The 24,791-nt window shown below is 42.7% G+C and carries 22 protein-coding genes and 1 riboswitch; of the genes, 6 read left to right on the top strand and 16 right to left on the bottom strand.

The window, feature by feature from the left end:
* Positions 1 to 180: 180 nt before the first annotated feature.
* Positions 181 to 1,314, bottom strand: coding sequence for a patatin-like phospholipase family protein (locus H5202_RS06240; protein ID WP_182771303.1), 1,134 nt, complete (start codon positions 1,312 to 1,314; stop codon positions 181 to 183).
* Positions 1,315 to 1,673: 359 nt separating this feature from the next.
* Here H5202_RS06240 and H5202_RS06235 point away from each other — a divergent pair, with 359 nt between their 5' ends.
* Together H5202_RS06235 and H5202_RS06230 are read left to right on the top strand one after the other, a co-directional pair.
* Complete coding sequence (locus tag H5202_RS06235) at positions 1,674 to 3,233, top strand: DUF3369 domain-containing protein (protein ID WP_182771302.1); 1,560 nt, start codon at positions 1,674 to 1,676, stop codon at positions 3,231 to 3,233.
* 10 nt (positions 3,234 to 3,243) lie between these two features.
* Entirely contained in the window at positions 3,244 to 4,608 is a 1,365-nt protein-coding gene (locus tag H5202_RS06230; RefSeq protein ID WP_182771301.1) for a sensor histidine kinase, read from the top strand.
* A gap of 65 nt (positions 4,609 to 4,673) precedes the next feature.
* Here the strand turns inward: H5202_RS06230 and H5202_RS06225 are convergent, their stop codons facing one another.
* From H5202_RS06225 to H5202_RS06205, 5 genes are all read right to left on the bottom strand, one after another.
* On the bottom strand, positions 4,674 to 6,389 hold the full coding sequence (locus tag H5202_RS06225) for a proline--tRNA ligase (protein WP_182771300.1): 1,716 nt from the start codon (positions 6,387 to 6,389) through the stop codon (positions 4,674 to 4,676).
* A 114-nt stretch (positions 6,390 to 6,503) separates the two neighbouring features.
* Entirely contained in the window at positions 6,504 to 7,118 is a 615-nt protein-coding gene (locus tag H5202_RS06220; protein ID WP_182771299.1) for an acyltransferase, read from the bottom strand.
* A 4-nt stretch (positions 7,119 to 7,122) separates the two neighbouring features.
* Positions 7,123 to 7,911, bottom strand: a complete 789-nt coding sequence (tsaA, locus tag H5202_RS06215) for a tRNA (N6-threonylcarbamoyladenosine(37)-N6)-methyltransferase TrmO (protein ID WP_182771298.1) — start codon at positions 7,909 to 7,911, stop codon at positions 7,123 to 7,125.
* Between the two features lie 113 nt (positions 7,912 to 8,024).
* On the bottom strand, positions 8,025 to 8,420 hold the full coding sequence (rcsF, locus tag H5202_RS06210) for an Rcs stress response system protein RcsF (RefSeq protein WP_182771297.1): 396 nt from the start codon (positions 8,418 to 8,420) through the stop codon (positions 8,025 to 8,027).
* A gap of 164 nt (positions 8,421 to 8,584) precedes the next feature.
* Positions 8,585 to 8,995, bottom strand: coding sequence for an H-NS histone family protein (locus H5202_RS06205; protein ID WP_182771296.1), 411 nt, complete (start codon positions 8,993 to 8,995; stop codon positions 8,585 to 8,587).
* 435 nt (positions 8,996 to 9,430) lie between these two features.
* Between H5202_RS06205 and H5202_RS06200 the strand changes: the two genes are divergently transcribed.
* From H5202_RS06200 to H5202_RS06185, 4 genes are all read left to right on the top strand, one after another.
* Positions 9,431 to 10,180 carry an electron transfer flavoprotein subunit beta/FixA family protein gene (locus H5202_RS06200; RefSeq protein WP_182771295.1) on the top strand — a complete coding sequence of 250 codons (750 nt, stop codon included), beginning with the start codon at positions 9,431 to 9,433 and terminating at the stop codon, positions 10,178 to 10,180.
* 1 nt (position 10,181) lies between these two features.
* Positions 10,182 to 11,105 carry an electron transfer flavoprotein subunit alpha/FixB family protein gene (locus tag H5202_RS06195; RefSeq protein ID WP_182771294.1) on the top strand — a complete coding sequence of 308 codons (924 nt, stop codon included), beginning with the start codon at positions 10,182 to 10,184 and terminating at the stop codon, positions 11,103 to 11,105.
* Positions 11,106 to 11,497: 392 nt separating this feature from the next.
* Positions 11,498 to 11,714, top strand: a riboswitch (Lysine riboswitch).
* Positions 11,715 to 11,793: 79 nt separating this feature from the next.
* Positions 11,794 to 13,353, top strand: coding sequence for a Na+/H+ antiporter NhaC family protein (locus H5202_RS06190; RefSeq protein ID WP_182771305.1), 1,560 nt, complete (start codon positions 11,794 to 11,796; stop codon positions 13,351 to 13,353).
* 159 nt (positions 13,354 to 13,512) lie between these two features.
* Positions 13,513 to 14,091: a thymidine kinase gene (locus H5202_RS06185; RefSeq protein WP_182771293.1), complete on the top strand. Its 579-nt coding sequence runs from the start codon at positions 13,513 to 13,515 to the stop codon at positions 14,089 to 14,091.
* Between the two features lie 130 nt (positions 14,092 to 14,221).
* On the opposite strand, the gene H5202_RS06180 is transcribed toward H5202_RS06185, so the two are convergent.
* From H5202_RS06180 to H5202_RS06135, 10 genes are all read right to left on the bottom strand, one after another.
* Positions 14,222 to 16,012 (bottom strand): acyl-CoA dehydrogenase C-terminal domain-containing protein, encoded by a 1,791-nt coding sequence (locus H5202_RS06180; protein ID WP_182771292.1) that lies wholly within the window; start codon positions 16,010 to 16,012, stop codon positions 14,222 to 14,224.
* A gap of 531 nt (positions 16,013 to 16,543) precedes the next feature.
* On the bottom strand, positions 16,544 to 17,845 hold the full coding sequence (locus H5202_RS06175; protein ID WP_182771291.1) for a proton-conducting transporter transmembrane domain-containing protein: 1,302 nt from the start codon (positions 17,843 to 17,845) through the stop codon (positions 16,544 to 16,546).
* On the bottom strand, positions 17,845 to 19,338 hold the full coding sequence (locus tag H5202_RS06170) for a complex I subunit 5 family protein (protein ID WP_182771290.1): 1,494 nt from the start codon (positions 19,336 to 19,338) through the stop codon (positions 17,845 to 17,847). The genes H5202_RS06175 and H5202_RS06170 overlap by 1 nt, the downstream gene beginning before the upstream one ends.
* Positions 19,335 to 20,771: a complex I subunit 5 family protein gene (locus tag H5202_RS06165; protein WP_259397205.1), complete on the bottom strand. Its 1,437-nt coding sequence runs from the start codon at positions 20,769 to 20,771 to the stop codon at positions 19,335 to 19,337. Before H5202_RS06165 ends, H5202_RS06170 begins: the two co-directional genes overlap by 4 nt.
* A gap of 292 nt (positions 20,772 to 21,063) precedes the next feature.
* Positions 21,064 to 21,372, bottom strand: a complete 309-nt coding sequence (locus H5202_RS06160; RefSeq protein ID WP_182771288.1) for an NADH-quinone oxidoreductase subunit K — start codon at positions 21,370 to 21,372, stop codon at positions 21,064 to 21,066.
* The gene (mbhE, locus tag H5202_RS06155) at positions 21,369 to 22,028 is read right to left on the bottom strand and encodes a hydrogen gas-evolving membrane-bound hydrogenase subunit E (RefSeq protein ID WP_182771287.1); all 660 of its coding nucleotides are present in this window, start codon (positions 22,026 to 22,028) and stop codon (positions 21,369 to 21,371) included. The genes H5202_RS06160 and mbhE overlap by 4 nt, the downstream gene beginning before the upstream one ends.
* A 173-nt stretch (positions 22,029 to 22,201) precedes the next feature.
* Positions 22,202 to 22,534, bottom strand: a complete 333-nt coding sequence (locus H5202_RS06150; RefSeq protein ID WP_182771286.1) for a Na(+)/H(+) antiporter subunit B — start codon at positions 22,532 to 22,534, stop codon at positions 22,202 to 22,204.
* Positions 22,522 to 22,821 (bottom strand): monovalent cation/H(+) antiporter subunit G, encoded by a 300-nt coding sequence (mnhG, locus tag H5202_RS06145; protein WP_182771285.1) that lies wholly within the window; start codon positions 22,819 to 22,821, stop codon positions 22,522 to 22,524. The genes H5202_RS06150 and mnhG overlap by 13 nt, the downstream gene beginning before the upstream one ends.
* On the bottom strand, positions 22,808 to 23,086 hold the full coding sequence (locus H5202_RS06140) for a monovalent cation/H+ antiporter complex subunit F (RefSeq protein WP_182771284.1): 279 nt from the start codon (positions 23,084 to 23,086) through the stop codon (positions 22,808 to 22,810). The genes mnhG and H5202_RS06140 overlap by 14 nt, the downstream gene beginning before the upstream one ends.
* A gap of 787 nt (positions 23,087 to 23,873) precedes the next feature.
* The gene (locus H5202_RS06135) at positions 23,874 to 24,365 is read right to left on the bottom strand and encodes a Na+/H+ antiporter subunit E (RefSeq protein WP_182771304.1); all 492 of its coding nucleotides are present in this window, start codon (positions 24,363 to 24,365) and stop codon (positions 23,874 to 23,876) included.
* Between the last annotated feature and the right edge of the window lie 426 nt (positions 24,366 to 24,791).

The following is a 24,791-nucleotide window of genomic DNA, read 5'->3' as shown; positions in this document are numbered from 1 at the left end:
GTTAAATATTGTAAATCCACTCTTGTAAAGGTTGTGATGTGAAATGTTTTTATTTAAATCAAGTTAAACTAAGATGACTAGCATGACTTTCGTATAGATGAACAAAGCGAACTCGATCTTTTTTATGAATAAATTTCGATGTTAATACAAAGATGTATCATCGCTTTTTAGTCTTAATGGTTAAACTTTTTCCTGTATGTCGAAAAATTTTTTTATCTCATCAATTCTATCCATTGCATCTTGATAGCCTAAATCAATCAAGGTTGTGGTATAGCTTTTTTCAAATAACAAGTACGACACAATACTCGAATCTGACTGTCGATTAATACCAAAAAGCTTCAATAAAGTTCTGATTGCAAAAGGCATATCATCATAAAATCGCGCTGCAATTCGGCTTAAATCTTGGCTTGGTTTCATCACTAAAGTCTCGATATGCCGCAAATTTAATGTTTCACGGTCTTGTGATGATATTTTTGATAATGTGTTGTTTACCCGTTGCAATCGCTCTAAATCGCTATTCAATGTATCCGAAAAAATGGTATCTAATAAATGTCCGGCTATTGTTGCTGTTTTAGGGTGATATTCAAACTCGATAGGAAAATGTTTGTGTGGACTGTCTAAGTTAATCACAAATATTTTATTCGCACCAAGATGGATTGGACTAGATAGTGGTGATAATTGATGGACAGACCCATCACCATAATAGGCTTGGTTAAGTTTGATTGATGGGAACACCATCGGAATTGCTGAGCTTGCAAGTAAGTGCTCAGTATTTAATAAACTGCGAATACCTTCTCGTCTCGCTCTTTGCCAATCATCAATGTGTTCATTGCCTTGATAGAAAGTATATGAACGTGAATTGTTGTAGCATGAGGAGTCGATACTGATAGCTTTGAGCGCATTATTACCAATATTACGATCAATTCTTTTAAAATCGATAAGATTATTCAGCAATTCACGTAATGGTTGATTATCCAATAAGCTGCCTGCATCAGTATTGACTTTGTCATCTTGCAGCCCCTTGATGGCCATTCGCCCTAAATGCCTCAACACCTGAGGGATAGAAGCGCGATAGACTTTGTGTGTTTCAAAATGACGCCACACCCAATCCAGCTTTTTTATGGCCAAATGGAAACAAGATGCATGGGTTGCTATCGATATTGCATTAATAGCACCTGCAGATGTACCACAAATAATATCAAATGGGACATTATGGTTGCGTGGGTAAAACTGCACTAGCGCTTTTAATACACCAATTTGATAAGCAGCCCTGGCCCCACCACCCCCTAATACTAATGCTGTTGATACTGGCAATCTCGATCCTTTAATCTGTTAATTGTGCTTATTTCTAGTATGAATTCTTTTTGTGTTATACACCAGTTACCAATAAGTTGACTATGCTATTTATTGTCTATACTTTATTTTTGTCAAATTTATTCTCGATGTTAATACTTAGAGATGAGAAATCGAACATGATCATTCATTTGCAAGACCATATTGAGATTGATGATAACAGTCTTGAAAAACACCGATAATAAGATCTTAAGTGGTCTTTTACTCGTATGTACTTACTGTGTAGATGATATAACTAATGTAAAGGGTTCATCATAGATTGTCGATGTTGATTTTTGTTAGCGAATACTCAATTGATTATACCAATTTAAGGATGGCATGTGGCTCTGTTTAAGACGAAATCAGAAGTACCGGTCGATAGCGATGCTACTAAAAAAAAGCCACTTTCACCGTGGAAGATTGCCATCATTGATGACGAGCCGGGCATACATGATGTAACTAAATTTGCATTAAGTCATTTTGAGTTTGAGGGTAAAAAACTCGCATTCTATTCAAGTTTTAGCGCTGAAGAAGGTTTCGTTTTACTCCGCGATGAGCCTGACATCGCGCTTGTATTTATTGATGTTGTGATGGAAAACGACCACGCAGGGCTTGATTTGGTCGAGCGTATTCGTGGTGAGTTAAATAATCACAGTACAAGAATTATCCTTCGCACTGGACAGCCGGGTTGCGCCCCTGAAGAAAGGGTGATCAGAGAGTTTGATATTAATGACTACAAAGCCAAAACCGAATTAACAGCTGCCAAACTTAAATCATGTGTTTATGCCTCGTTGCGTTCATATCGTGATATTAAAACCATTGAACAAAGTCAGCGAGGAATGGAGAAGGTAATCCAAGCTTCTTCTTCTGTGCTTTTGAGCCATACACTGCATAATTTTGGTAGTGCAGTTCTTGAACAAACATTGCAATTACTCAATTTGAATAGTTCAGCACTCTATTTAACCAGTTTTCGTGAAGATCTTTATCAAGATACTCACATGAATCTATTAGCCGCGACCGGCAGTATGGTTAGTTACAGTGAAATTGAAAATGTCGAATCACTGCCGGGTGAAGTGAAAGAGTATATTATTGAAGCCATTAGTTTAGAAAAGTCGATAGTTTACGATAATATTTATGTGGGGTTTTACAAGTTTGGTCAAGATGTTACCAGTATTCTATATCTCCAACACGATACAGCATTAACGCCTTTACAAGTCAGGATCCTTGAATTATTTGCTGCCAACGTCAGTTTGACCTTTGAAAACTTATCAAGCAAAGAAAACGTCCAGCAAACGCAACGTGAACTGATTCTAATTATTGGTGATGCGATTGAGCAACGCAGTAAAGAAACGGGTGCTCATGTAAGGCGTGTGGCGGTGATGAGTGAAATGCTGGCTCAACATATTGGTATGGAAGAAAATTTCGTCGAAACCATACGCTATGCAGCTCCTTTGCATGATGTAGGTAAGATAGGCATTCCTGAAAGCATTTTACATAAACCCGGTAAACTGACTGCTTCTGAGTGGGAAATAATGAAAACCCATGCAGAAAAAGGCTACACATTACTTGCTGCTTCAAACCGTATCATAGCAAAAATGGGTGCTCGTATTGCCTATACACATCATGAGCGATGGGACGGTAATGGCTATCCTCGTGGGTTAGTTGGTGCTGCGATACCTGTTGAAGGTCGTATTATGGCCATCGTTGATGTGATTGATGCACTTTTGTCAAAACGCAGTTACAAAGAAGCCTGGCCAGCGGAAAAAGTAAAAGATTATTTAATCGAGCAGTCGGGTAAGCAATTTGATCCTTTGATGTGCGACGCTAGTTTAACGTTGCTTGATAAGTTTGTTGAAATCCAGCATCAAATGCCGGATGAACCTGAACAAAGCACACATTAAGTTAACGATTATGAATCAAAATTTAGAGCAAGTTTTACTGGCGGTAAGCAAGTCAGAATTAATTGATACTGGAGACCTAGATTCGGCTTCAAAATTGATTATCGATTCAGTTTGTCGCGGACTTGGCATTGATAGGGCAGGTATATGGCTATTAACCGAAGATAACCAATCGATCGGTTGTTTTTTATTAGTTGATAATCAAACTAAGCAAAATAACATCACTTTAACTCGCTTAGAGTTCCCTGGATATTTTCGTGCCCTCGATACAGAAAGAACCATTACTGCCAGTGATGCTATGGCAGATCCTGCAACTTGTGAGTTTAAAGATATTTATTTACGCCCCAATGCCATTACAGCGATGTTAGACAGCCCAATAAGACATGCTGGTAAAATGATCGGCATTATCTGTTGTGAGTATAAGGGAGGCATTAGGCATTGGAGCCGTGATGAGCAATCGTTTGTGAGCTCCTTGGCTGATTTGTACGGTAGAGCTGTGAATGCGAAAAAGGTCAAGTCGTATCAAAATGAACTGGAATTGAATAATGTTGCCTTAGAAGCAGAAGTTGAAAAGAGAACTGCTGAGTTAAAAAGTGCGATTAATAACCTGCAAGCGACACAAGCCAGCTTAATGGAGAGCGAAAAACTTGCCGCCTTAGGTAATCTTGTTGCTGGTGTTGCACATGAAGTTAACACTCCATTAGGTATTTCAGTGACATCAACAAGTCATTGTATTGATGAATTAAATAAACTTAAAATCTTGTTCTCAGCGGGTGAATTAGAACAACAATACTTCGAAGAGTTTATTCTGACACTCACTGACGGATTAGATTTAATTGAACGTAATTTATCGCGTGCTGCTGAGTTAGTTCATAACTTTAAACGCACCGCCGCTGACCAGCTTATTTTAGAAAAAGAGCAGGTTAATTTAACTGAATACTTGGAACAAATATCTTCTCCTCTTAGGCCATTAACCCGTAAGCAAGGTATAGAACTTGATATTCAATTAGAACCAGACTTGGTTGTTGAATCTTATCCTGGTGCTATTGCACAAATCTTTACTAATCTGGTATCTAATTGTTTTCGACATGCATTTTCTGCTGATTATGTAGGACAAAAACGAATCATATTAGGCGCAAAATCTTGTGGTGATGAAATAAAGATGTTTTACAAAGATAATGGCAAAGGTTTGAGCCCTGAAGTAAAGCGTAGAATATTTGAACCCTTTTTTACCACCGCCCGCAATATTGGTGGCACGGGGTTAGGTATGTCTATTGTGTATAATTTAGTGACGCAAAAATTAGGTGGTAGACTTGAGATTACTTCAGAATTGAATCAAGGTCTTGAAATCGATATTTATATCAAAAATATCGAATAAAAGTTTTTTCAGCTATAAAAAAACGCACCAAAAGGTGCGTTTTTAACAGGTTAAATCGTTAATAACTAACCTTTTGCAGCATTGGTTAAAAACGCCACAATCTCATCGAATGGAATGTCTTGTTTCTCACCCGTGCGACGGTTTTTATATTCAAATACACCTGCATCAATATTGCGATCGCCAATCACGACAACATGCGGCAAGCCAATTAGCTCCATGTCAGCAAACATAACCCCAGGACGCTCTTTACGATCATCCATCAATACTTCGACACCAGCATCAGCCAAGTCTTGGTAAAGTTTTTCGGCAATGTCAGCCACACGATGTGACTTATGCATGTTCATTGGCAAAATGCCTACAGTAAACGGTGCAATTGATTCTGGCCAAATAATACCGCGGTCATCGTTGTTTTGCTCAATGGCCGCAGCCACAATACGACTTACACCAACGCCGTAACAACCCATCAATAACACTTGTGCTTTACCGTTTTCATCTAACACAGTGGCATTCATTGATTTAGAATAACTCGTCCCCAACTGGAATATATGACCGACTTCAATACCACGAGCCATGGCATACGTACCTAAGCCATCAGGCGTGGGCTCACCTTCGACTACATTACGGATATCCGCTACAGTCGCTAGAGGCAAGTCGCGCTCCCAGTTAATACCAAAATAATGCTTACCTTCAGCGTTAGCTCCTGCGGCAAAATCGCTCATCACTGTGACACTATGATCAACAATAATTGGCATCGTTAAGCCAACCGGTCCTATAGAGCCTGGGCCGGCACTAACTGCTGCACGAATTTCCGCTTCTGAAGCAAATTCAAATGGTGAAGCCACTAATTCAAGCTTGTCGGCTTTAATTTCGTTAAGTTCGTGATCGCCACGGATGACTAAGGCAACTAATGGTGCTTCGTCAGTAGCACCTTTTACGATTAAGGTTTTGACTGTTTTAGTGATGACTACATTAAATTGCTCAACTAACTCTGCAATCGTTTTGGCGTTAGGTGTATCCACTAACGTCATCGCTTCAGTCGGCGCTGCAAGAGTGTCGGTTGGCATTGGTGATTCGGCTTTTTCAATGTTAGCGGCATAATCGCTACCCGTTGAATAAGCGATCAAATCTTCACCACTGTTAGCCAGTACATGGAATTCATGTGACATGCTACCACCGATAGAACCAGTATCAGCCAGTACAGGACGGAATGATAAGCCCATACGAGTCAGAATATTACTGTATGCGGTATGCATAGCATGATAAGTGCTATCCATGGTTTCTTGATCTAAATGGAAAGAATAGGCATCTTTCATCAAGAATTCGCGTGCGCGCATCACACCAAAGCGGGGACGAACTTCATCACGAAACTTAGTTTGTACTTGGTAAAGTGTTAACGGCAGTTGCTTATAAGAACTTAATTCTTTACGGACTAAATCGGTAATCACTTCTTCATGGGTTGGGCCCAATACGAAGTCACGATTATTGCGGTCTTGGAAACGTAATAATTCAGGACCAAATTTGTCCCAACGGCCTGTTTCAACCCATAGATCAGCAGGCTGGACTAACGGCATTAATATTTCGATAGCGCCTGTTTTGTTCATTTCTTCACGAACAATGGCTTCGACTTTACGTAAAACACGTAAACCTGACGGAAGCCAAGTGTAGAGACCTGAAGCATTACGACGGATCATACCGGCACGTAACATTAACTGATGACTAATCACCTCTGCATTAGCAGGGGTTTCTTTTTGTGTTGAAAGCAGGTACTTGCTAACTCGCATTCCCGATGTCCAAAATAGTTGCTATGAATTAGCATCATTTTAGCACCTGAATCAATGATGTCACCTGCTAATTCGACTCAAAAGAAGGCTTTGTGATACTTAAATGGTAGCTGGCTATTTTTTATCACGTCGGTCACCAATAACTCGGGCTGGATTACCAGCAACAATGGCGAAATCGGCTATATCTTTTGTGACAATGCAGCCCATGCCAATCACCGCATAATCCCCAATGGTGACACCGTCAACAATGCCAGCCTGAGCGCCAATCCATACATCTTGGCCAATCACTACACCTTTTGATGTCGCGGGTTGTTTATAAATGGGTTCGTTGGGTGACATACCATGGTTAAACGCATAAATAGTGACGTTGTTAGCGATACGTGTTTTGTTGCCTATTTTGATGCCGTTACGGCCCCCGTCTATGCTGCAGCCATGGTTAATGGCCACTTCATTGCCTAGGGTTATTGGGCCATGCATAAACACGTCAGCGGCAATCATACATTGATCGCCAATGTTAATGTCCCTACCAGGTTCGGCAAAAAGCTGAGCTTGTGGGGCAATAAAACATTGTTCACCAATATGAATGGTCTCAAGCTGACGTAACAACTGTTGGATGCCATCTTGCCAGGGTTTTGCCCATGTTAAATGCTTTGGTTTAAGTGAAAAATACAGCCATGGCATCCATGATAAACGTTTTTTATGTTGAGCTTGGTAATCTACGTCTGCCATTGATTTAATCCTTCAGCAGTTCAACTGTTGTCGGTTTGAGTTCTAACACTTCAATACCTTGAGCTGTGATATGCCAAAAAATATCTAAATCATATAACGCCACTTGATAAAGTTTGGGATCGTTTTTGGCTTTTTTGTATGCAGGACGAGGGTCTTGCGATAATACACCGTCAATAAGCGCGGCAATATCTTGGTATTGTTCTTGTTGGCTATAGAGATTAATTTGCTCTGCCGCTAACGATGTATAGGTTAAGGACATCAATGTTGGTGCTTCTTGAGCGATACCACCTTTGGCGTCTAAAATAGCATCTGAGAACGGAATATAAGGCTTGATATCAACAATTGGTGTGCCGTCTAATAAATCCATTCCAGATATTACCAAACACACTTTGCCTTTACGTTGAACAACGCCATGGAGTTTTACCACTGATTGGCCAATCCCATTTGGACGAAATGTTGAACGTGTAGCAAAAACCCCCAGTTTTTCATTGCCGCCTAAACGGGGAGGGCGAACGGTGGTTTTCCAGCCTTGAGCCAGATTTTCATGAAAACTGAACAATAACCATAAGTGTGAATATTGCTCTATTCCTCTTACGGCATCAAGGTGATTAAACGCGGGCTCAAACTCTATATAACCCACCGCATTGACTAAGCCAGGCTGACGAGGAATGCCAAACTTTTGTTTATACGGTGTTCTGCATATTGCAACAGCATTTAATTGGCTGCTAAATGGAACGCTAGATTTATTATTAACGGGATCTGTTTGACTGTGTTGATCGTTGCTTTGTGTCATGCGATACCTGAATTAAGCAGAGAAAGAGGATCATAAATTAAATATATAAAAATGTTGATGAGTGTTATAGGGCACTCATCATTTATAGGCTACCAATATATTATATTGAATTACTATTTTTCTGTAGGGGTTTTAATGGCTTGGCCTACACATAGTGCACGACTGAAACAACTATTGTCTGCTTCATTTATCATAAAACAGCTTTTAACCACAAAACCATTTGCGCCTAAATCTGCAGCAGCTCTTCTGGCATTGGTTCGTGCTACGGCCATTTGCGGAGGTGCATCTTGTTTGGTTTCTTGGCACGCTTCGCCTTCAACTAAACCTAATGTTTCAAAGGTTCCTTTAGGTTGAACACTTCCTTCATATAACGTTACATCACCAACTTTAAAATAATCATTGATAGCTTTACTGTCTAAATTACTTTTGAACGTGTAATCACTTGCACAAGCGCTCAATAATAATGCTATACCTGAGGCAATAAATGCATATTTAAGAGTAAAAGTCATAGCCGTAACCTTGTATTAATGGGTAATGGATCAACGACTGTTAGTTTACCTTTTCTCATGGCGATGATAAAGCGGTCAAATGCTATAATAAAAAAGAGCTTACCTAAGTAAGCTCTTTTTTAATTTTAAAGGATAACCGTGAGGTTAACCATTATTCAGAATAATTATTCCATACCAGGAATTAAAAATTCACTCATGTTTTTTCCGCTATCAACTTGTTGTTTGAATACGGTAGGCATACGACCTTGGCCAGTCCATTGAATTAATTCACCATCAACAGTGATTTGATATTTTGGCGGGCGCGGAGCTCGTTTGGCTTTAGCTGTTTTAACCGAAGACGTCACGTCACCTAGATCTTCAATTGATAAGCCGCTGTTTTCTATTTGAGCAAGAATTTCAGCAATACGAGCATTACGCTCAGCATTTGCTTCCAGTTCTAATTTCTCTTCTTCTTGACGTTCGCTAATGATTTTTTCTAATTTCGTCGCTGTTTCACGTAAATCATCAAGAGACAATTCTTTTACTGCAGCTTTAAAACGACGACCGTGGGTTAATATGTCTAAAAAGTCACTCATGTTGTATAGTTTCCTAATGATTTATTTATAAAATAAAAAGTTATAAGAGATAAAATTATCAACGTTCCAGGTAAGTTTCAGTACTGCATGTGGTTTATTTAGGTGTTTATTATATATATAAATGAGGTTAACCCTCTTAATATTACCAATACAGCTTAATAATCACTGAATATAACCATAATAATAGAAACTATTCGTCGTTGAATCAAATTAAATCACCCAATTATGAAATTAATTTTAATTAAACATTTATTTTAAGTAATTAATGAACATCTACTTGTTTAGTATGAATGCCACCACAATTACAAAAAATATGTAAACAGTCGTTTGACTTTGATTGACGTTAACGTTAACAGGACGTAAAGTTAACCCATCTTGCATTGGCGAACGCCAGTGTGTTGTCCATATACATTGAAGGTGTGAGAAGGAAAACCTATGAAAGTATTGGTGCCTGTTAAACGCGTAGTCGATGCCAATGTTAAGGTCAGGGTAAAAGCTGACAACACAAATGTTGATACGACCAATCTTAAAATGGCGTTAAACCCATTTTGCGAAATAGCGGTAGAAGAAGCTGTTCGCCTCAAAGAGGCTGGCATTGCCACTGAAGTTATTGTGGTGAGTGTTGGCCCTAAAGCGGTGCAAGAACAATTAAGAACTGCAATGGCACTAGGTGCCGACCGAGCGATTCATATTGAGACCGATGAAGAGTTAGTGCCACTTTCGATTGCTAAGCTCTTAAAGGCTGTGCAAGAAAAAGAACAAGCGCAACTTGTAATTTTTGGTAAGCAGTCAATTGACGGAGACAATAACCAAACGGGTCAAATGCTCGCGGCATTAACTGATATGCCACAAGCGACATTTGCATCAGAAGTCAAAATTGATGGAGAAATGATTACGGTTACTCGTGAAATTGATGGTGGATTACAAACGCTGAAAATGCCTTTGCCTGCTATTGTGACGGTAGACTTACGTTTGAATGAGCCTCGGTATGCTTCATTACCTAATATCATGAAAGCTAAACGCAAGCCTTTAGACATTATGGCTGTGGCTGATCTTGGTGTGAGCTTAAGAGCACATCAAACAGTACTTAGCGTTACGCCTCCCGTTGAACGTAAAGCGGGTATCATGGTGTCTTCTGTTGAAGAGTTAGTTGATAAGTTAAAAAATGAAGCGAAGGTGATCTAATATGACCATTTTAGTATTAGCAGAACACGATAATGTCAGCCTGAAAACTGACACGGCGAAAGTGGTTAGCGCTGCAGCGGCCATCGGTGGTGATATTCATGTACTTGTTGCTGGTGTTGATTGTGCTGCCGCGGTAAGTGCAGCACAAAGTTTAGCGGGCGTGAGTAAAGTATTAGTGGCTGATGCGGCTCAATATGGCGCCCAGTTAGCTGAGAATGTGTCTAAATTAGTTGTTGAAATAGCGGCTGATTACGAACACATTTTAGCGGCGGCAACCAGTATAGGTAAAGATACATTACCTCGTGTGGCTGCACTATTAGATGTTGCTCAGATTTCTGAGGTGATTGAAATTGTAAGCAGTGACACTTTTGTCCGCCCTATTTATGCGGGTAATGCACTTGCAACAGTTCAAAGCTTAGATGCTAAGAAAGTTATGACAGTGCGTTCAAGTGCGTTTGATGTTGTAGCATCAACAGGCAGTGCTGAAGTAGTCAACTTAAGCCAAGTAATTGATTCAAAAACTGAGTTTGTTTCTCAATCACTTACTGAATCAGCTCGTCCTGAACTCGGTAATGCTGGCATTATTGTGTCTGGTGGCCGTGGTATGGGCAGCGGTGAAAACTTTTCAATTTTAGAACAACTAGCTGATAAGTTAGGCGCAGCAGTAGGTGCATCACGTGCAGCTGTCGACGCAGGCTTTGTACCTAATGACTTGCAAGTTGGTCAAACAGGTAAGATTGTCGCCCCTAACTTGTATATTGCAGTGGGTATTTCTGGCGCAATTCAACATCTTGCCGGAATGAAAGATTCAAAAGTGATTGTGGCTATTAATAAAGACCCTGAAGCCCCTATTTTTCAAGTAGCGGATTACGGTTTGGTTGCTGACTTATTTGAAGCAGTACCAGCATTGAACAACCTTGTTTAATCTGATGTTAAGTCGTTAGATGGAGACTTGATAAAGTTAGTCTCGTTCAACCGACTTTGAGGCGCGTTTAAACGTTCTGTTGTTTAATTCAAAAGGTTTCTACTCATAAGGTAGAAACCTTTTTTATTGGGCGACTCTTATATTCGCAGTGGTTCTTATGTTGATTTTTAAAAAATGTCAGTTCAAAAATCAAAGGTTTGATGCAGTTGCTGTTTTTGTGTCCATTACGTTAGTGTGCATTTGATTTAAAAACGTTAAACTAATGCTATGCAATTGTGGTTTAAATTGGCGTTATTGTTATTTGTGGTTCTGTTTAGTGTTTTTTACTGGCGCAGAATGTGCGATTTATGATTGTATGTTCGCGTTATTTGTAATGTGCTTTATGAGCAAACGACAAAAGTAGAGGTGCGTTGCATAAGAGTCATGTTGAATTGGGTGATGCCAATAATTCGACATAAAAGGATGCAATGCCGAAATAAATGGGGTTATCAGCCTCATTGGTTGGGGCAGTTCTCGAAAGGGACTGCACTGTCATAGTGTTTTTATCAACTTGATAAAAAGAATGATATTCATATTAAATGGATATTGCTGTGGAGTGCTACTAGTTAAGTTAACGCATACACTGTCTGTGTATGTTTAGTCTTATTTCTAGTTTTTCTCCATTCGTATCCAACGAAGAAATAATTAAATTATGATAATAAGTTATGCCGATTCGGCACTTTCTGTTTTGCCACCACTTGTGGCAATTACTCTGGCCATTTTAACCCGCAAAGTATTGCTGTCTTTAGGGGTCGGCATCGTGTTTGGCGCCTTGTTACTGACCGATTTCTCATTTGTGGGCAGTGGCGAATATGTCTTAAAAACTGCCAGCGAGTTAGTTTGGAAAGACGCAGCGCTAAATAGTTGGAATGTGTACATTTTAGGCTTTTTGATTGTGCTGGGCATGATCACTGCATTAATCACTGTTAGCGGCTCAGCCCGTGCTTTTGCTGATTGGGCTAAATTGCGTATTCGTAATAAACGTGATGCCAAGTTAATGACCATGTTTTTAGGCTGTGTAGTGTTTATTGATGATTACTTTAACAGTTTAGTCGTCGGCTCGATTTCACGTCCAATCACTGACCGGTACCATATTTCGCGTGCCAAATTAGCTTACATTCTGGACTCCACCGCTGCGCCGGTGTGTGTTATTTCTCCCGTTTCTAGCTGGGGGGCATACATTATCGCATTAATTGGCGGTATTTTAACTGCCCATGGATTTACCGATTCTGGTCATTTGAGTGTCTTTATTCAAATGATCCCAATGAACTTTTATGCCATTTTTTCGTTATTATTATTGCTGTGTGTTGCAACATTCAGCTTAGATGTTGGCCCAATGCGCCAGCATGAATTAAACGCATTGCGTGGTAGTTTGTTTGATGAGTCAAAAGGCCAACCCCCTGGCGCAGTCACAGATTTACCTGAAGCCGATACCGGTAAAGTGATTGGCTTGTTTTTACCTATCGCGGTATTGGTTTTTGCCACAGTGTATTTTATGGTTTCAAGTGGCGCCGATGTGTTAGCAGCAAAAGACTTACCGTTTAACGTACTCGGTGCATTTGAGAATACCGATGTTAGCTCATCACTATTCTTTGGCTCTGTAATTGGTCTTATTGCGACGCTCATTCTTGCGATTCAGCAAAAAGTTGATTTGTCTATGTTGCTCAAAGGTATGTCGGTTGGTGCACGTTCTATGTTGCCAGCCATTTACATATTACTTTTTGCATGGACAATTTCTAGTGTGATTGGTCAGCTTGAAACGGGTAAATACATGGCAAGTTTAGCCACTGATAATATTCCGTTTGCCATGTTACCCGCAGTGTTATTCCTATTAGCGGGTATTACCGCATTTTCGACCGGAACCAGTTGGGGTACCTTTGGGATTATGTTGCCTATTGCAGCAGATATGGCCATGGGAAGTGATAGCACGATGATGTTGCCCATGCTGGCAGCAGTGTTGTCTGGTGCTGTATTTGGCGATCATTGTTCACCCATTTCCGACACCACTATCTTGTCGTCAACAGGTGCCAGTTGTCATCATATCGATCACGTGGTAACTCAACTTCCGTACGCATTAATTGCCGCTTTCATCAGTTTAGTCGGTTACACCGTATTAGGATTTACCGGCTCATTAATGACTGGGTTAGCTTGCTGTAGTGTGTTGTTTGTCATCAGCATTGTTATATTACACTTCTGGGCTAAGAAGTAGTCTTTTGAACTGAGCCCTAGCGTTGGTAAGAAAACGTTCTATTTAAGCTGTAATAAAAATGCCGTATTCGTTATGAATACGGCATTTTTGTTTGTTGTTGCTAAGTTAAAAAAGGTAATATGACCAGTATTATATGATTAACCGTTAGGACACTTCATTTTGGCGCAACTGTACTTTTATTATTCGGCGATGAATGCCGGAAAATCAACTTCATTACTGCAGTCTTCTTATAATTATCGTGAGCGCGGTATGCACACTTTAGTGATGACGGCATCGATAGATAATCGTTATGGTGTAGGCAAAGTGTCATCGCGCATTGGTATTGAAACCGATGCACAGGTATTCGGTAGCACTGATAATTTAACAGAGTTAATTTCGACGTCTAATGATGAGAAAAAAATTCACTGCGTATTGATTGATGAAAGTCAGTTTTTAAGTAAAGAGCAAGTTAGGCAGATAACACATGTTGTCGATAATCTTGATATTCCAGTATTGTGTTATGGTCTTCGTAATGATTTTCAAGGCGAACTATTTCCAGGCAGTCAATATTTATTAGCCTGGGCTGATAAATTAGTTGAGCTTAAAACGATTTGTCATTGTGGTCGTAAAGCTAACATGGTCGTGCGTCTTGATCATGACGGTAAACCAATGCGTGAAGGCGAGCAGGTTGCCATTGGCGGTAATGAAAGTTACGAGTCGGTTTGTCGTAAGCATTTTCGTGAGTTTTTGTGGGATTAATGGTTAGTTTGTTTGAGCTTAGCTCACGTTAATCAATATTTATTTAAACCACATTTCAAGACTCGACACAGAATAAAAAAAGCCGCTTCAATCAATATTGAAGCGGCTTTTTTACAATTTTATATCGCCATTAAAAATCGGCTTCTGCGAAATCGACAATATCAGCACTGCTCGATTCAATTTGTTTGCGTAAGCTGCGGGTTTGACTACCCCAATAGCTCATAAAGAATTTTGCTGTGCTGAGTTTAGCTTGGTAAAAGCCAGTCTCTTCAGTACCTGCTTCTAATGCGGCTAATGACGTTGCAGCAATACGAGTCCACATCCACGCCAGCGCTGTAATACCAAACAATTGCATATAGGCCATTGACGCTGCACCAATAAGATCAGGATTCTTACTGGCTGACTGCACAATAAAACCGGTCGCTTTTTCAAGATCGCCTGCAGCATCCATTAAACCGGCAAGGTAAGGTTTCATTGCGTCATTACCCGCGTGTTGCTGAATTAATTCCTTCACCATACCTGACCACAAGGTTAATGCAGCGCCTTTATCGCTAAGTAATTTACGGCCGACTAAATCAAGTGCCTGTACGCCGTTAGTACCTTCATAAATCATTGCAATACGGATATCACGCACAAACTGTTCCATACCCCATTCGTTAATATAACCATGGCCGCCATAAACTTGCTGGGCATCTACACACGCTTTAAAGCCTTGGTCGGTGACAAAGCCTTTAACAATAGGGGTAAACAATGCTGCAAGTGCATTCGCTTGTTTGGCTTTTTCAGGATCGGTATGACGTTCTACTTGGTCAAGCCACAGCGCTTGTTGACCCATTAGCGCACGTGTACCTTCGTTGAACGACTTTTGTGATAACAGCATACGTCGAATGTCGCCATGGACTAATAACGAGTCAGCAGCTTGCTCTGGCTGTTTTACACCACTTAATGCGCGACCTTGAATACGCTCTTTGGCATAAACAAGGGCATTTTGATAAGCAATATCTGATACGCCTAAACCTTGAATACCGACACCTAAACGTGCTTGGTTCATCATGGTAAACATGGCTTTTAAGCCTTGATGTGGTGCACCAACAAGCTCACCGATTGCGCCGTCAAAATGCATGACACATGTTGAGTTACCATGAATACCCATTTTATGCTCAAGACCTGTTGCGCTAAGCTTGTTAGCTTCGCCTAAGCTACCATCGGCATTGACTAAAAACTTAGGCACCGCAAATAATGAAATACCTTTAACACCATTCGGTGCATCTGGTAAACGCGCTAATACTAAATGAATGATGTTGTCGGCAAGGTCGTGATCGCCCGACGAGATAAAGATTTTCTCACCGCTAATAGCAAAAAGATCATCCCCAGCAGGAATGGCTTTAGTGCGCAGTAAGGCTAAATCTGTACCTGCATGAGACTCTGTTAAGTTCATGGTGCCAGTCCATTCGCCACTGACCAGTTTGGCTAAATACTTTTGCTTGAGTGCATCACTGCCGTGAACATGAATAGCAGAATAGGCGCCATGGGTTAAGCCTGGGTACATGGCAAAAGCCATATTGGTAGCGGTTTTCATTTCAGTTGCAAATGTGCCGATAACTTCAGGTAATCCTTGGCCCCCAAATTCAGGGTCGCAGGTTAATGTTGCCCAACCATCTTCTACGTATTGTTTGTAAGCTTGTTTGAACCCTGTAGGGGTAATGACCTTACCATCAACCAGTTTACAACCTTCTAAGTCACCACTGGCATTGAGTGGCAGCATGATGTCGGTGCTGAAATCGGCAACACCTTGTAAAATCGCATCAGTTAGCTCAGCATCTAACTCATCAAAACCGCGTAAATCAGTTTGTTGATAGACATTAAGCAGTTCAGACAGAATGAATTGATAATCGCGAAGAGGAGCTTGGTAAATAGGCATAAGATCATTCCTTGGTTATGTTGTATTTTAGTTTGGTCTCGGCAACAAAATGCAGCTTGTTACTGGTCCAATCAGATAGTTGGTTTGTCTAACCATACCCAATTTCGAGTAAAAACTCAGTATTATTTTTACGTAAACGTAAACTTAATACTATGTGTCCAACGTATCGATATGTTTACTCTGAAATATGTGTCTTGTTAACCTCTTTATCAATACCGTAATCACCTCTGGAAAGTTCAGTACTGATGAACCTTTTTTGCTTTGCTAACGAATACAGAATCGTTCTTGTCCGGTCGATATAATCTCCACTCGGAATAGTAGATGAGATAAATTAATCTATTAAAATAATTTTGAAGCTTAAGATCCTAAAAATATAAGTATTTGAAGTGGCTGAAATCTCACTGGTTAGTAGGGGTTAAGACGTTGAAAGATTTAATCAAGGACCCACCAGCATGCTATTAAATTCGTGGGGATCCCTCAGGTTCTAACACAATTTTACTATGTCCTATTAAGTAACTTATCTTACTGTGTCTACATAGCATCCAGCAGCAAAAGAACAAGAATTACAATAACTAAGAGTATAAATAGAGTGGTCGCAATTGACCAACGCTGCAAAAAGTATTCACCGGTGTCGAACGCGTTTTGCCATCCTCGCTTTTGCCAGAGTCCCTTAAATCTAGCAAACCATGAATCACGCAATTCTGGTAAAGTATCGTTTCCCATACACTCTCCCCAACGAATGAAGGCATCAAACCAGCGCTCTGCAGTCAATTTCGTCAGATTCTCATTCCTTGAACCGGATGTTTCCTCTCCATTCTTGAGCCATTCTAGCCCTGCGGTCATCAATGCCAGCCCCCATCCTAGAGAGGCAACGAAGACATGGGCCGAGTCTTCATATTGATTCCATAGGGCAGGTTTGATCAGCCCCGTCCCCAAGCCTATAACAAAGCTTCCCGTCGCAATGAAGAAAACACAGATAAATCGCTGTTTCCATTGAACCCACAAAACTGACAGCATGGCATAAAGGATTGTCGCAAAGCCGATCGCTAGTAGTACGGCCCCAGCCATGGGGGCGGCAAGTTCACCCAACGGCAACCAACGCAGGCCACAAAGCAAGCCAGTAGCGACAGGGCCGAGCCACAACAGCAGCGCCATCGTCGGCCGAACCGAGTAATAAGACAAAGATAGCCATCGATGTAATGGCCACACTCCTACCTTGAGGGCGATGCCGACAATTACCATAGACAGATAAAAAGAAGATGACTTTGATAGCGCAATTGCTTTGGCTAAGGTGGCGAAGTCCAGATATTCTGTTGTTGCGGTGGCCGTCATCATGGCCTCGAATAGCACAATGTCTGCCAGGATCACTAGCACGAGATATATCCGCCCAGCACGGCGCGTAGTTTCGTCATCATGAGCAAGCAAGAGGCCAATACACGCGTAGCTCATCAGGGTCGTAAAACTGAAGAAGACAATCACATCCGTCGCCAGCACTGCGCCAATCTGCCCAACCAAAAATAATAGCAATAAGCTAGTCTGTTGATTATAGTCATCACGTTTGGCTGGAGTAGGCAAAAAGGCTGCTCCAACGCCCCATACCACCACTGACATCGCCAGCCACCAGCGGGATAGCGCGTCGAGACCCAGCCCCGCGCCCATCCAAAACCAGGGCAGTTCAATAGCAAAATCCACAGGGATAAACACGAGCGTAGCAGCTGGCAATAATGCCATATGTATCGGCCTAGGTAAGCGAGTATGCAGTGCAGGGAACGCCAATAGCAGCGGCAAGCCTAGTGCTGATAAAAGTAGGAATACATTCACTGTGGCGTTCATTAGGCAAATCCTCGACTCACAATTACTCGAGTCCATTCCAATAGGTTAAACGGTGCCGATGCCAGAAGCCCCAAAGCCAATGTCAACAGCGCGGTAACCAAGGGGGGGATAAGTAATGTCCAAGCAGTCTCTTTGCTTCCAAAAGAGCGTTCGGCCGGCCAGCTATCAGGAGGAGCCTTAAACCAAGCAGTATACAATATGGGTAAAAAGTAGGCGGCATTGAGGGCACTACTTACTGCTAGGACATATATCACCCAGACTTGCCCTGCATCCAATGCCCCTAGCCCTAGATACCATTTGCTAAAAAAACCTGCGAGCGGCGGGGCACCTATCATACCGAAGGCGCCAATGGTGAATGCCGCCATGGTCCAAGGCATTCGACGTCCGACCCCGTTCATCTCGCTGATTTTATGAATCCCTAGGGTTTCGGCGAGGTTACCTGCGCACATAAAAAGGGTTATTTTTTGTACTCCCTGATGCACTAGATGGATCAGTCCTCCCAGCGTCGCAATAGGACTGGCAAGCGCTATGCCTAGCACTATATAGGACACTTGGCTGACCGTAGAAAATGCGAGTCGACGTTTAAGTTCGTCCTGAAATAAGGCGCGCAGCGAGCCATAAATTATGGTCACAGCAGCCAATATTGCTAGGGGTAAGGTTAGCCCCAAACTGCTGGAAAACTCAATGCCATACACATCATAAACAACCCGTATTATGCCGAATGCTCCCGCCTTTACAACCGCCACGGCGTGCAGTAGCGCACTCACAGGCGCAGGGGCAACCATAGCCTGAGGTAACCAGCCATGCAGGGGAACCAAAGCCGCTTTTACCCCCAGCCCGACAATAAATAAGCCGAAAATGATCATCAGAGTTGGGTGCAATGAGGCATCAAGACCGGACAAAAAACCGCGGTCGGTGAACTCCAGAGTGCCGGCAAGCGTATACAACCACACAGAAGACAGAAGTAGCAATGCCCCCCCGATGATAGTGTAGATAAGGTAATTTCTGCCGGCCTGGCGTGCTATTTCGGTTCCGCGATGTACGATCAGTGGGTAGGTACAAAGGGTCAGTAGTTCGTAAAAAAACAGGAAGGTAATTAAATTCCCCGCAAGGGCAACACCTGTAGTGGCAGTAACACACAGACTAAAGAAACCAAAAAATCGGCTGCGATGAGGTGAACCCTCCAGATATCCAACGGCATAAACGGTAGTGACTAGCCATAATCCGGAAGAAAGTGTCACGAAAAGCATCGCCAATGGGTCGGAGCGCAGTACCAAGTCGAGTCCTGGCAAGAGGGTTAAGCGAGCCTCGAAATGATAGCCGTGTAATATGCCCCAAAACATTCCCCCTACCAGAACAATCTTAAATAGCGCACCTGCCAGATTAAGGATTGTGCGGGTGACGACACGATCCTCAGGTAAACAGAATATTATCAGTCCCGGCAAGAAAGAGCTGGCAAGGATCAACAATGGCAGAGCCGTATTCAAATTCATCCGCTATACCCTGTGCCAATAGGTGAACCTATTTCTAATATTGCCAACGGCCAGTAAGTGAACATGCCCAAGAGCACTGCTATTAAAGCCAACCCCAAAGCACTCCACTCCATCGTAGCTGGCAGCGTTCCAGCTCGGCTTATAGGCTGGTCATGGGTGAACACATGACTAATGACTTTGAATACATAGCCAGCGGCCAAAAATCCACCAAGCAGCAGAATAATCCCCCACCACCACTGTCCGGATTCTATTGATGCCTGCAATAATAGCCACTTGCCAATGAAGCCCCCGCTGGGAGGGAGCCCCATAAGACTGATACCTGCTAGGGCGAATGCCGTCAATGTCAACGGTAAGCGTTGGGTTATAGGTCCGAGTTCAGCTATGCGGTCATGCCCCGCAAAAAACTGAATATTACCCGCAGCCATAAACATCGCCGCCTTAGCCATGGCGTGGGAGAACAACATATAAAGCGCTCCCTTCCAGGCAAGGCTAGTCCCCAGCGGAAAAGCCAGAAACAGATATCCCAGCTGCGATACTGTCGAGTAGGCAATAAGTAATTTTAACCGTGTCTGGCGCAGCGCTTGGATTCCGCCCCAAAGGACGGCCGCGGCGCCGAGCAGTCCCAGTAAATCAGCGAATGAACCACCTTGCGTTTGAAAGAACTCCAGCCACATGCGTAGCAGAATATAGAAGGAAGCTTTGACCACCAATGCGGACATGAGCGCACTCACGGGGGCTGGGGCTGAGGCATGGGCAGGCGGCAACCAAAAATGCATTGGGAAAAGCGCTGTTTTGAGCAGTAGGCCGGTACTTATCAATCCCACCGCCGCCCACACTGCAGGCGATGGTTCTACTTGTTGTGCTAGTATTGCAATGTCCAGACTACCAACACTGTGGTAGATAAGGGCAATGCCCAACAGATAGAACAAGGAGCCAAGTAGGCTGACCAATAGATAACGCATAGCGGAGATCAGGGCATTGGCGCTACCGGCCAACGCCACAAGAGCTACTGCCGTTAATCCTAGTAATTCCAGTGTGACATAGAGATTGAAGATATCAGCTGACAGAAATAATGCATTGAGCGCCCCGCACAGGAATAACCACAACGGCCAAAAATGGTTCGCTTTATCGCGACAGAAATAACTGCTGGAATAGATGCTGATACCTAGACCTACCAGTGCCGCCATTAATAGCATTAGCAGACTCAGACCATCTGCGTAAAGATCGATGCCCAATGGCGCACCCCAACCACCCATGGGGTAACGCAGCGGTCCTAGCGCTTTGAGTTGCCAGCCGAGCCCAATCACACATGTCAAAATAACCAGCGAAGTCAGCAGACCCAGTGATTTAGCTTTTGCCGGAAACAGAAAGCAAACCATACTCCCTATCAAAGGGAATATGATCGGCATCACAATCCACGGAACTTGCTCCAATATTAACTCCATGCTGCGATATTGTCCTTTTTAGTGTTCAGAGCCTGCCCCTAAATAACCGCAGAACTCTTTAACAACCTCTCCGGCTACTCACTTAGCAGGGCCTACCCATTCCAAATAAGGCCATTTATCATCGAGTAGAGCGCAGATGCGAAGCATAAAAATTTCACTGATTTCGTCCGATAGTCCTTTCTTGCTGTATTACAACCTTTGGGTGTTTTGTCTGCATGGCACTCAATCATTGAAACAATATGATATAACTCATATTTTCTCGGTCCCAGACACAAAGATGTCATTCATAATCATTGTCTACGAGTTCATTTTTCCCGGTTGCCCTTTTTATCCTTAGCATCAAAATGAGTGCCAACGCAGTGGCTGACACGGCAACCACGATACCGGTAATCACCATGGCATGAGGCACAGGATCTGGTTGGACATCGTTATTACGTGATGCCAACGATACCAAAACCAGAAACACCCCGGTGCACATCACATTGATAGCCAGTATTTTGCGCAGCAAATTAACATAAACAATTAACGCGTGCAGGCCCAAAACGAGCAAGCCCAATCCAAGTAGTGCATAGAGGTAAATATGGCTCACTTCTCCTCCCCCTTCGGCCGCCCACCGAGGAACAGTGCCGCCAGTGTTACACCTATGGAAAGGGTAGCCGCCGATTCGATCATCAACATCAGTTCACTGGCTACAGTTGGCGGATATCGTAAGAATTCGTCTCCCATCAGCAACGCCCACGTACCAGCCATTACAAACATACCTAGTCCCAAGACTAAAAATACTCTCAACGGAAGTCCTGAGTAACGGTTGTCTATCCGCCATCCGCAAAGCCTTAGCAATACACCTGCTGCTCCTAACAGGGCACCGGCTTGAAAGGCCCCCCCCGGTGCATCAGCTCCTGCCCACACTAAGTAACCGGCCACCAAAATAAACACGGGAATCAGCTGACGAGACATGATGTCCAGAATCTGGTCCGGGGCTGATCCGCGATAAGTGGGCATTTCGTCCAGAGACCATACGCCAAGTAGAGCTGCCAGTAAGACTCCCATCTCCAGCAAAGTATCGTAACCACGAAAGTTTAGCAGCACCGCACTCACAGGATTGTGTGCGCCACTGATCGTCATGTTGTCGGTCAGCATTGTTGGCAGGTCTTGTGCTGGTTCAGGTATAGACAATACGGCATAACTGAGTACAACACCGAGCACCAGCAATAGTGGCAACAATAACCAAGGTCTTGTATCCATATCATCTCTCCTGATTTTGAGCTGCCACCTGACGTTGGCTGGGTAGCAGCTTATAAAAGGAAACCACACAGAAATCTCTGACGAGGGGAAGGGGAGTCATAATGCCGCCAATATCTATCAATGACATATTATTAGCATCAGGTTCATACTGATTCGAGTATCCAAGTATCTTTTTACTCATCATTTGTATCACCTTTAATCGATTTATGCGGAATAATTGGCTGCGCTTCCTCACTGTTAGACTCATCAACACGGGGATCCTTTAGCCGCGCATACGCGGCCAGTAACAGGGCGCCAGTCAGGCCTGCACCAATAGCCGCCTCAGCCAGAGCGATATCAGGAGCATTGAGCCTTACCCAAGCTAAAGCCATTAATAATCCGAAACTGATAAACAGCACAATCGATTTGAACATATCTGGGCTGGCGAGAGCTTGCCAGGCTAGGTAAAATAAGCCGATTACTAACAGGCTATCAAACCCCCAGTAAACGAGGCTTAACGTTTCCAAGGCTTGATACCTCGCTGCAATGCACGTCTTGCAATCAAATGGGAAGTGGTTGCACTGGCAAGCACCACAAAAGCCCAGATAAGCATCAGTTTCCCAACGATGACCCAGCTTTGTGCCTGAACAGCCAACCCTGCGACCACTAGACCCAGACCCACGTTGTCGGCTTTGGTCAAAGCATGCAAGCGAGTATATACATCTGGAAATCGCAATAAGCCCAGAGTGCCTGCTAGGAAGAAAGCTCCTCCAGTGAAGAGTAGGATGCTGGATAGGACATTAATGAGTGTCATGCTTTGTCTCCCTATCGCCCCAGACTCGCCGGACAAAAGTTACCGCGGTTACCGCAGCAAGTAAGGCGAATACTAATGCCACATCATGAAGAGCTGGTTTGTCTGTCGCTTGAGCCAGTAATAACATTACCGCCACTGATGTGGTGCCGAACAACTGTGCCGTTAACATGCGATCAGCTGCCGTTGGGCCGCGCAACACCCGCCACATTCCAATAATGAGGTTCAGCAAGAGGAACAAAGCCAGTGAGAGATATAGAGTTTGCATAGGGATTTAATCGTCCAATATAATCGGGGTTTTAAGGCCTAGTGGTTTGACCGCGAGTTGGAAGCAATCTTTCTGATTCAGGATTGATTCTGCAGTATTTCCCCTGACAACAAGATCTGCATCTATACACCTAGCCAGCGCAGGTATTTGTTTACGAGCCGCTCCCTTTACAAGATGGGTTTTGGGGTTAAGATAGTTCAAAGTATTCTGCACCATATTGACGCTTACCTCGCACACTAGATTATCCAGAATAGCCTCGTGTTGTGCCCAACGTGCTTGACAGAGGCGTTAATTTCTCTTTCCTACAACTCTTTAATTTCCATAACGTATGGATACATTTTTAAATATTTTATGCGTGCACTATATGCAATTTAGCAGCATCGGCCAGAACAAAAAAACTGACAATTTAGCTTATGTCGAAATTCCCTCTCCGGTTGTAGATAAGTGTCATCGACATTGACTAGGATGACTCTGTGGGTCTTTGGTACTACTTGATTAACCAAACTGGGCATAGGCACTTGGGCAAGTTATGCATGTAGTCACTGTTATACAATCGTTCTAACCAACCTTGATATTCAGGTGCTCATAACACTATATCGCGACTGCAAATCGACTAAGCCAGAGCCACCATCAGATATCCCTACTATTCCTAACATCATGGCGCCTCGTTAACTACCGTTAAGTAGGCCTGATTATTCTCGGCCTGAGTGACGGTACTCGTTAACTCTTGTGCGTAAATGTCACTGGTTACAACAGGAAAGGCCTGTCTTTAAATATCTTCATTGCATTAATCTTCTTTAGCATTCTTCAAAGAGATATTGAACATTTTGGCAACTATTTTTTCTAACGTCATTAGTTCCGGCAACACATTTATTCGTGTATCAAGCACATGAACTTTTAAATGATTTTTTCCCAAATTGACACTCAATGTACCAGGTAGCAGGCTGACAGTATTAGCCATGAATACACGGGATATTCCCGGAGGCAGACGTAAGGGGAAATCAATTAGGCCAGGGGCTATGGGCATTTTTGGATTTAATGCGCACCACGCTACATTGGCACCACCACGAAGTGAGTTCCAAATAAAAAAAGGCACGAAGCGTACAGAGTGGATCACCGAGCAGGAAAAAGGAGGCACCAGTACCATACTTATCAACGCAGCAACGAGCACTACCGGCACGCCAACCAACCATGAGTTTATTGACCCCTCAGTGAGTATGACCCACATAAAGGCAAAAGCAACCACACGAAACCATGCTATTCGAAAATGAATATTCATCAAATCTATGAGCTCCTAATTCGGTAAATATGCTTTGGGAAATGCTCATTATTACTCTTATCGTGGCAGCGCAATTATTTATCGTTATTCATCAAAGTCTAGATGGTGACCCTGACCAGTTAGTCGTATTTCTGAATGGTTACAGTTGGACTCCACCAAAAAAAGAACGTTGCTGGTTCTATTTACATCATTAAATGACTAGAAGGCTTTTTCAATTTAGTTACTTCTAGTTGTTGATTAAATTAATATTTGCCTACATTTATGCAACGAAAAATAGCGTAGTTCTAAGAGTTTCTGCTCAACGGGGCCAATTTTCTTACACTCCGAGTGGCGAATATTATCGAATCTAATTGCTTCTAATACCGTCGTAATCCCCCCTTGGTTCGACGTAATACGTTCTTAAAAATCTTATATAGTCATAGTCAT

Source organism: Shewanella sp. SG41-4, from assembly GCF_014164505.1.
In the GTDB taxonomy this organism is placed as follows: Bacteria; Pseudomonadota; Gammaproteobacteria; order Enterobacterales; family Shewanellaceae; genus Shewanella.
This window is presented reverse-complemented; position numbering and strand designations above follow the sequence as displayed.

Bases quoted from the DNA above. Each gene is read 5' to 3' on its own strand.
- H5202_RS06230 (WP_182771301.1), top strand. From the start codon at position 3,244: ATGAATCAAAATTTAGAGCAAGTTTTACTGGCGGTAAGCAAGTCAGAA.
- H5202_RS06225 (WP_182771300.1), bottom strand. From the start codon at position 6,389: ATGCGAGTTAGCAAGTACCTGCTTTCAACACAAAAAGAAACCCCTGCT.
- H5202_RS06220 (WP_182771299.1), bottom strand. From the start codon at position 7,118: ATGGCAGACGTAGATTACCAAGCTCAACATAAAAAACGTTTATCATGG.
- tsaA (WP_182771298.1), bottom strand. From the start codon at position 7,911: ATGACACAAAGCAACGATCAACACAGTCAAACAGATCCCGTTAATAAT.
- rcsF (WP_182771297.1), bottom strand. From the start codon at position 8,420: ATGACTTTTACTCTTAAATATGCATTTATTGCCTCAGGTATAGCATTA.
- H5202_RS06205 (WP_182771296.1), bottom strand. From the start codon at position 8,995: ATGAGTGACTTTTTAGACATATTAACCCACGGTCGTCGTTTTAAAGCT.
- H5202_RS06200 (WP_182771295.1), top strand. From the start codon at position 9,431: ATGAAAGTATTGGTGCCTGTTAAACGCGTAGTCGATGCCAATGTTAAG.
- H5202_RS06195 (WP_182771294.1), top strand. From the start codon at position 10,182: ATGACCATTTTAGTATTAGCAGAACACGATAATGTCAGCCTGAAAACT.
- H5202_RS06180 (WP_182771292.1), bottom strand. From the start codon at position 16,012: ATGCCTATTTACCAAGCTCCTCTTCGCGATTATCAATTCATTCTGTCT.
- H5202_RS06175 (WP_182771291.1), bottom strand. From the start codon at position 17,845: ATGAACGCCACAGTGAATGTATTCCTACTTTTATCAGCACTAGGCTTG.
- H5202_RS06170 (WP_182771290.1), bottom strand. From the start codon at position 19,338: ATGAATTTGAATACGGCTCTGCCATTGTTGATCCTTGCCAGCTCTTTC.
- mbhE (WP_182771287.1), bottom strand. From the start codon at position 22,028: ATGGATACAAGACCTTGGTTATTGTTGCCACTATTGCTGGTGCTCGGT.
- mnhG (WP_182771285.1), bottom strand. From the start codon at position 22,821: ATGACACTCATTAATGTCCTATCCAGCATCCTACTCTTCACTGGAGGA.
- H5202_RS06140 (WP_182771284.1), bottom strand. From the start codon at position 23,086: ATGCAAACTCTATATCTCTCACTGGCTTTGTTCCTCTTGCTGAACCTC.
- H5202_RS06135 (WP_182771304.1), bottom strand. From the start codon at position 24,365: ATGAATATTCATTTTCGAATAGCATGGTTTCGTGTGGTTGCTTTTGCC.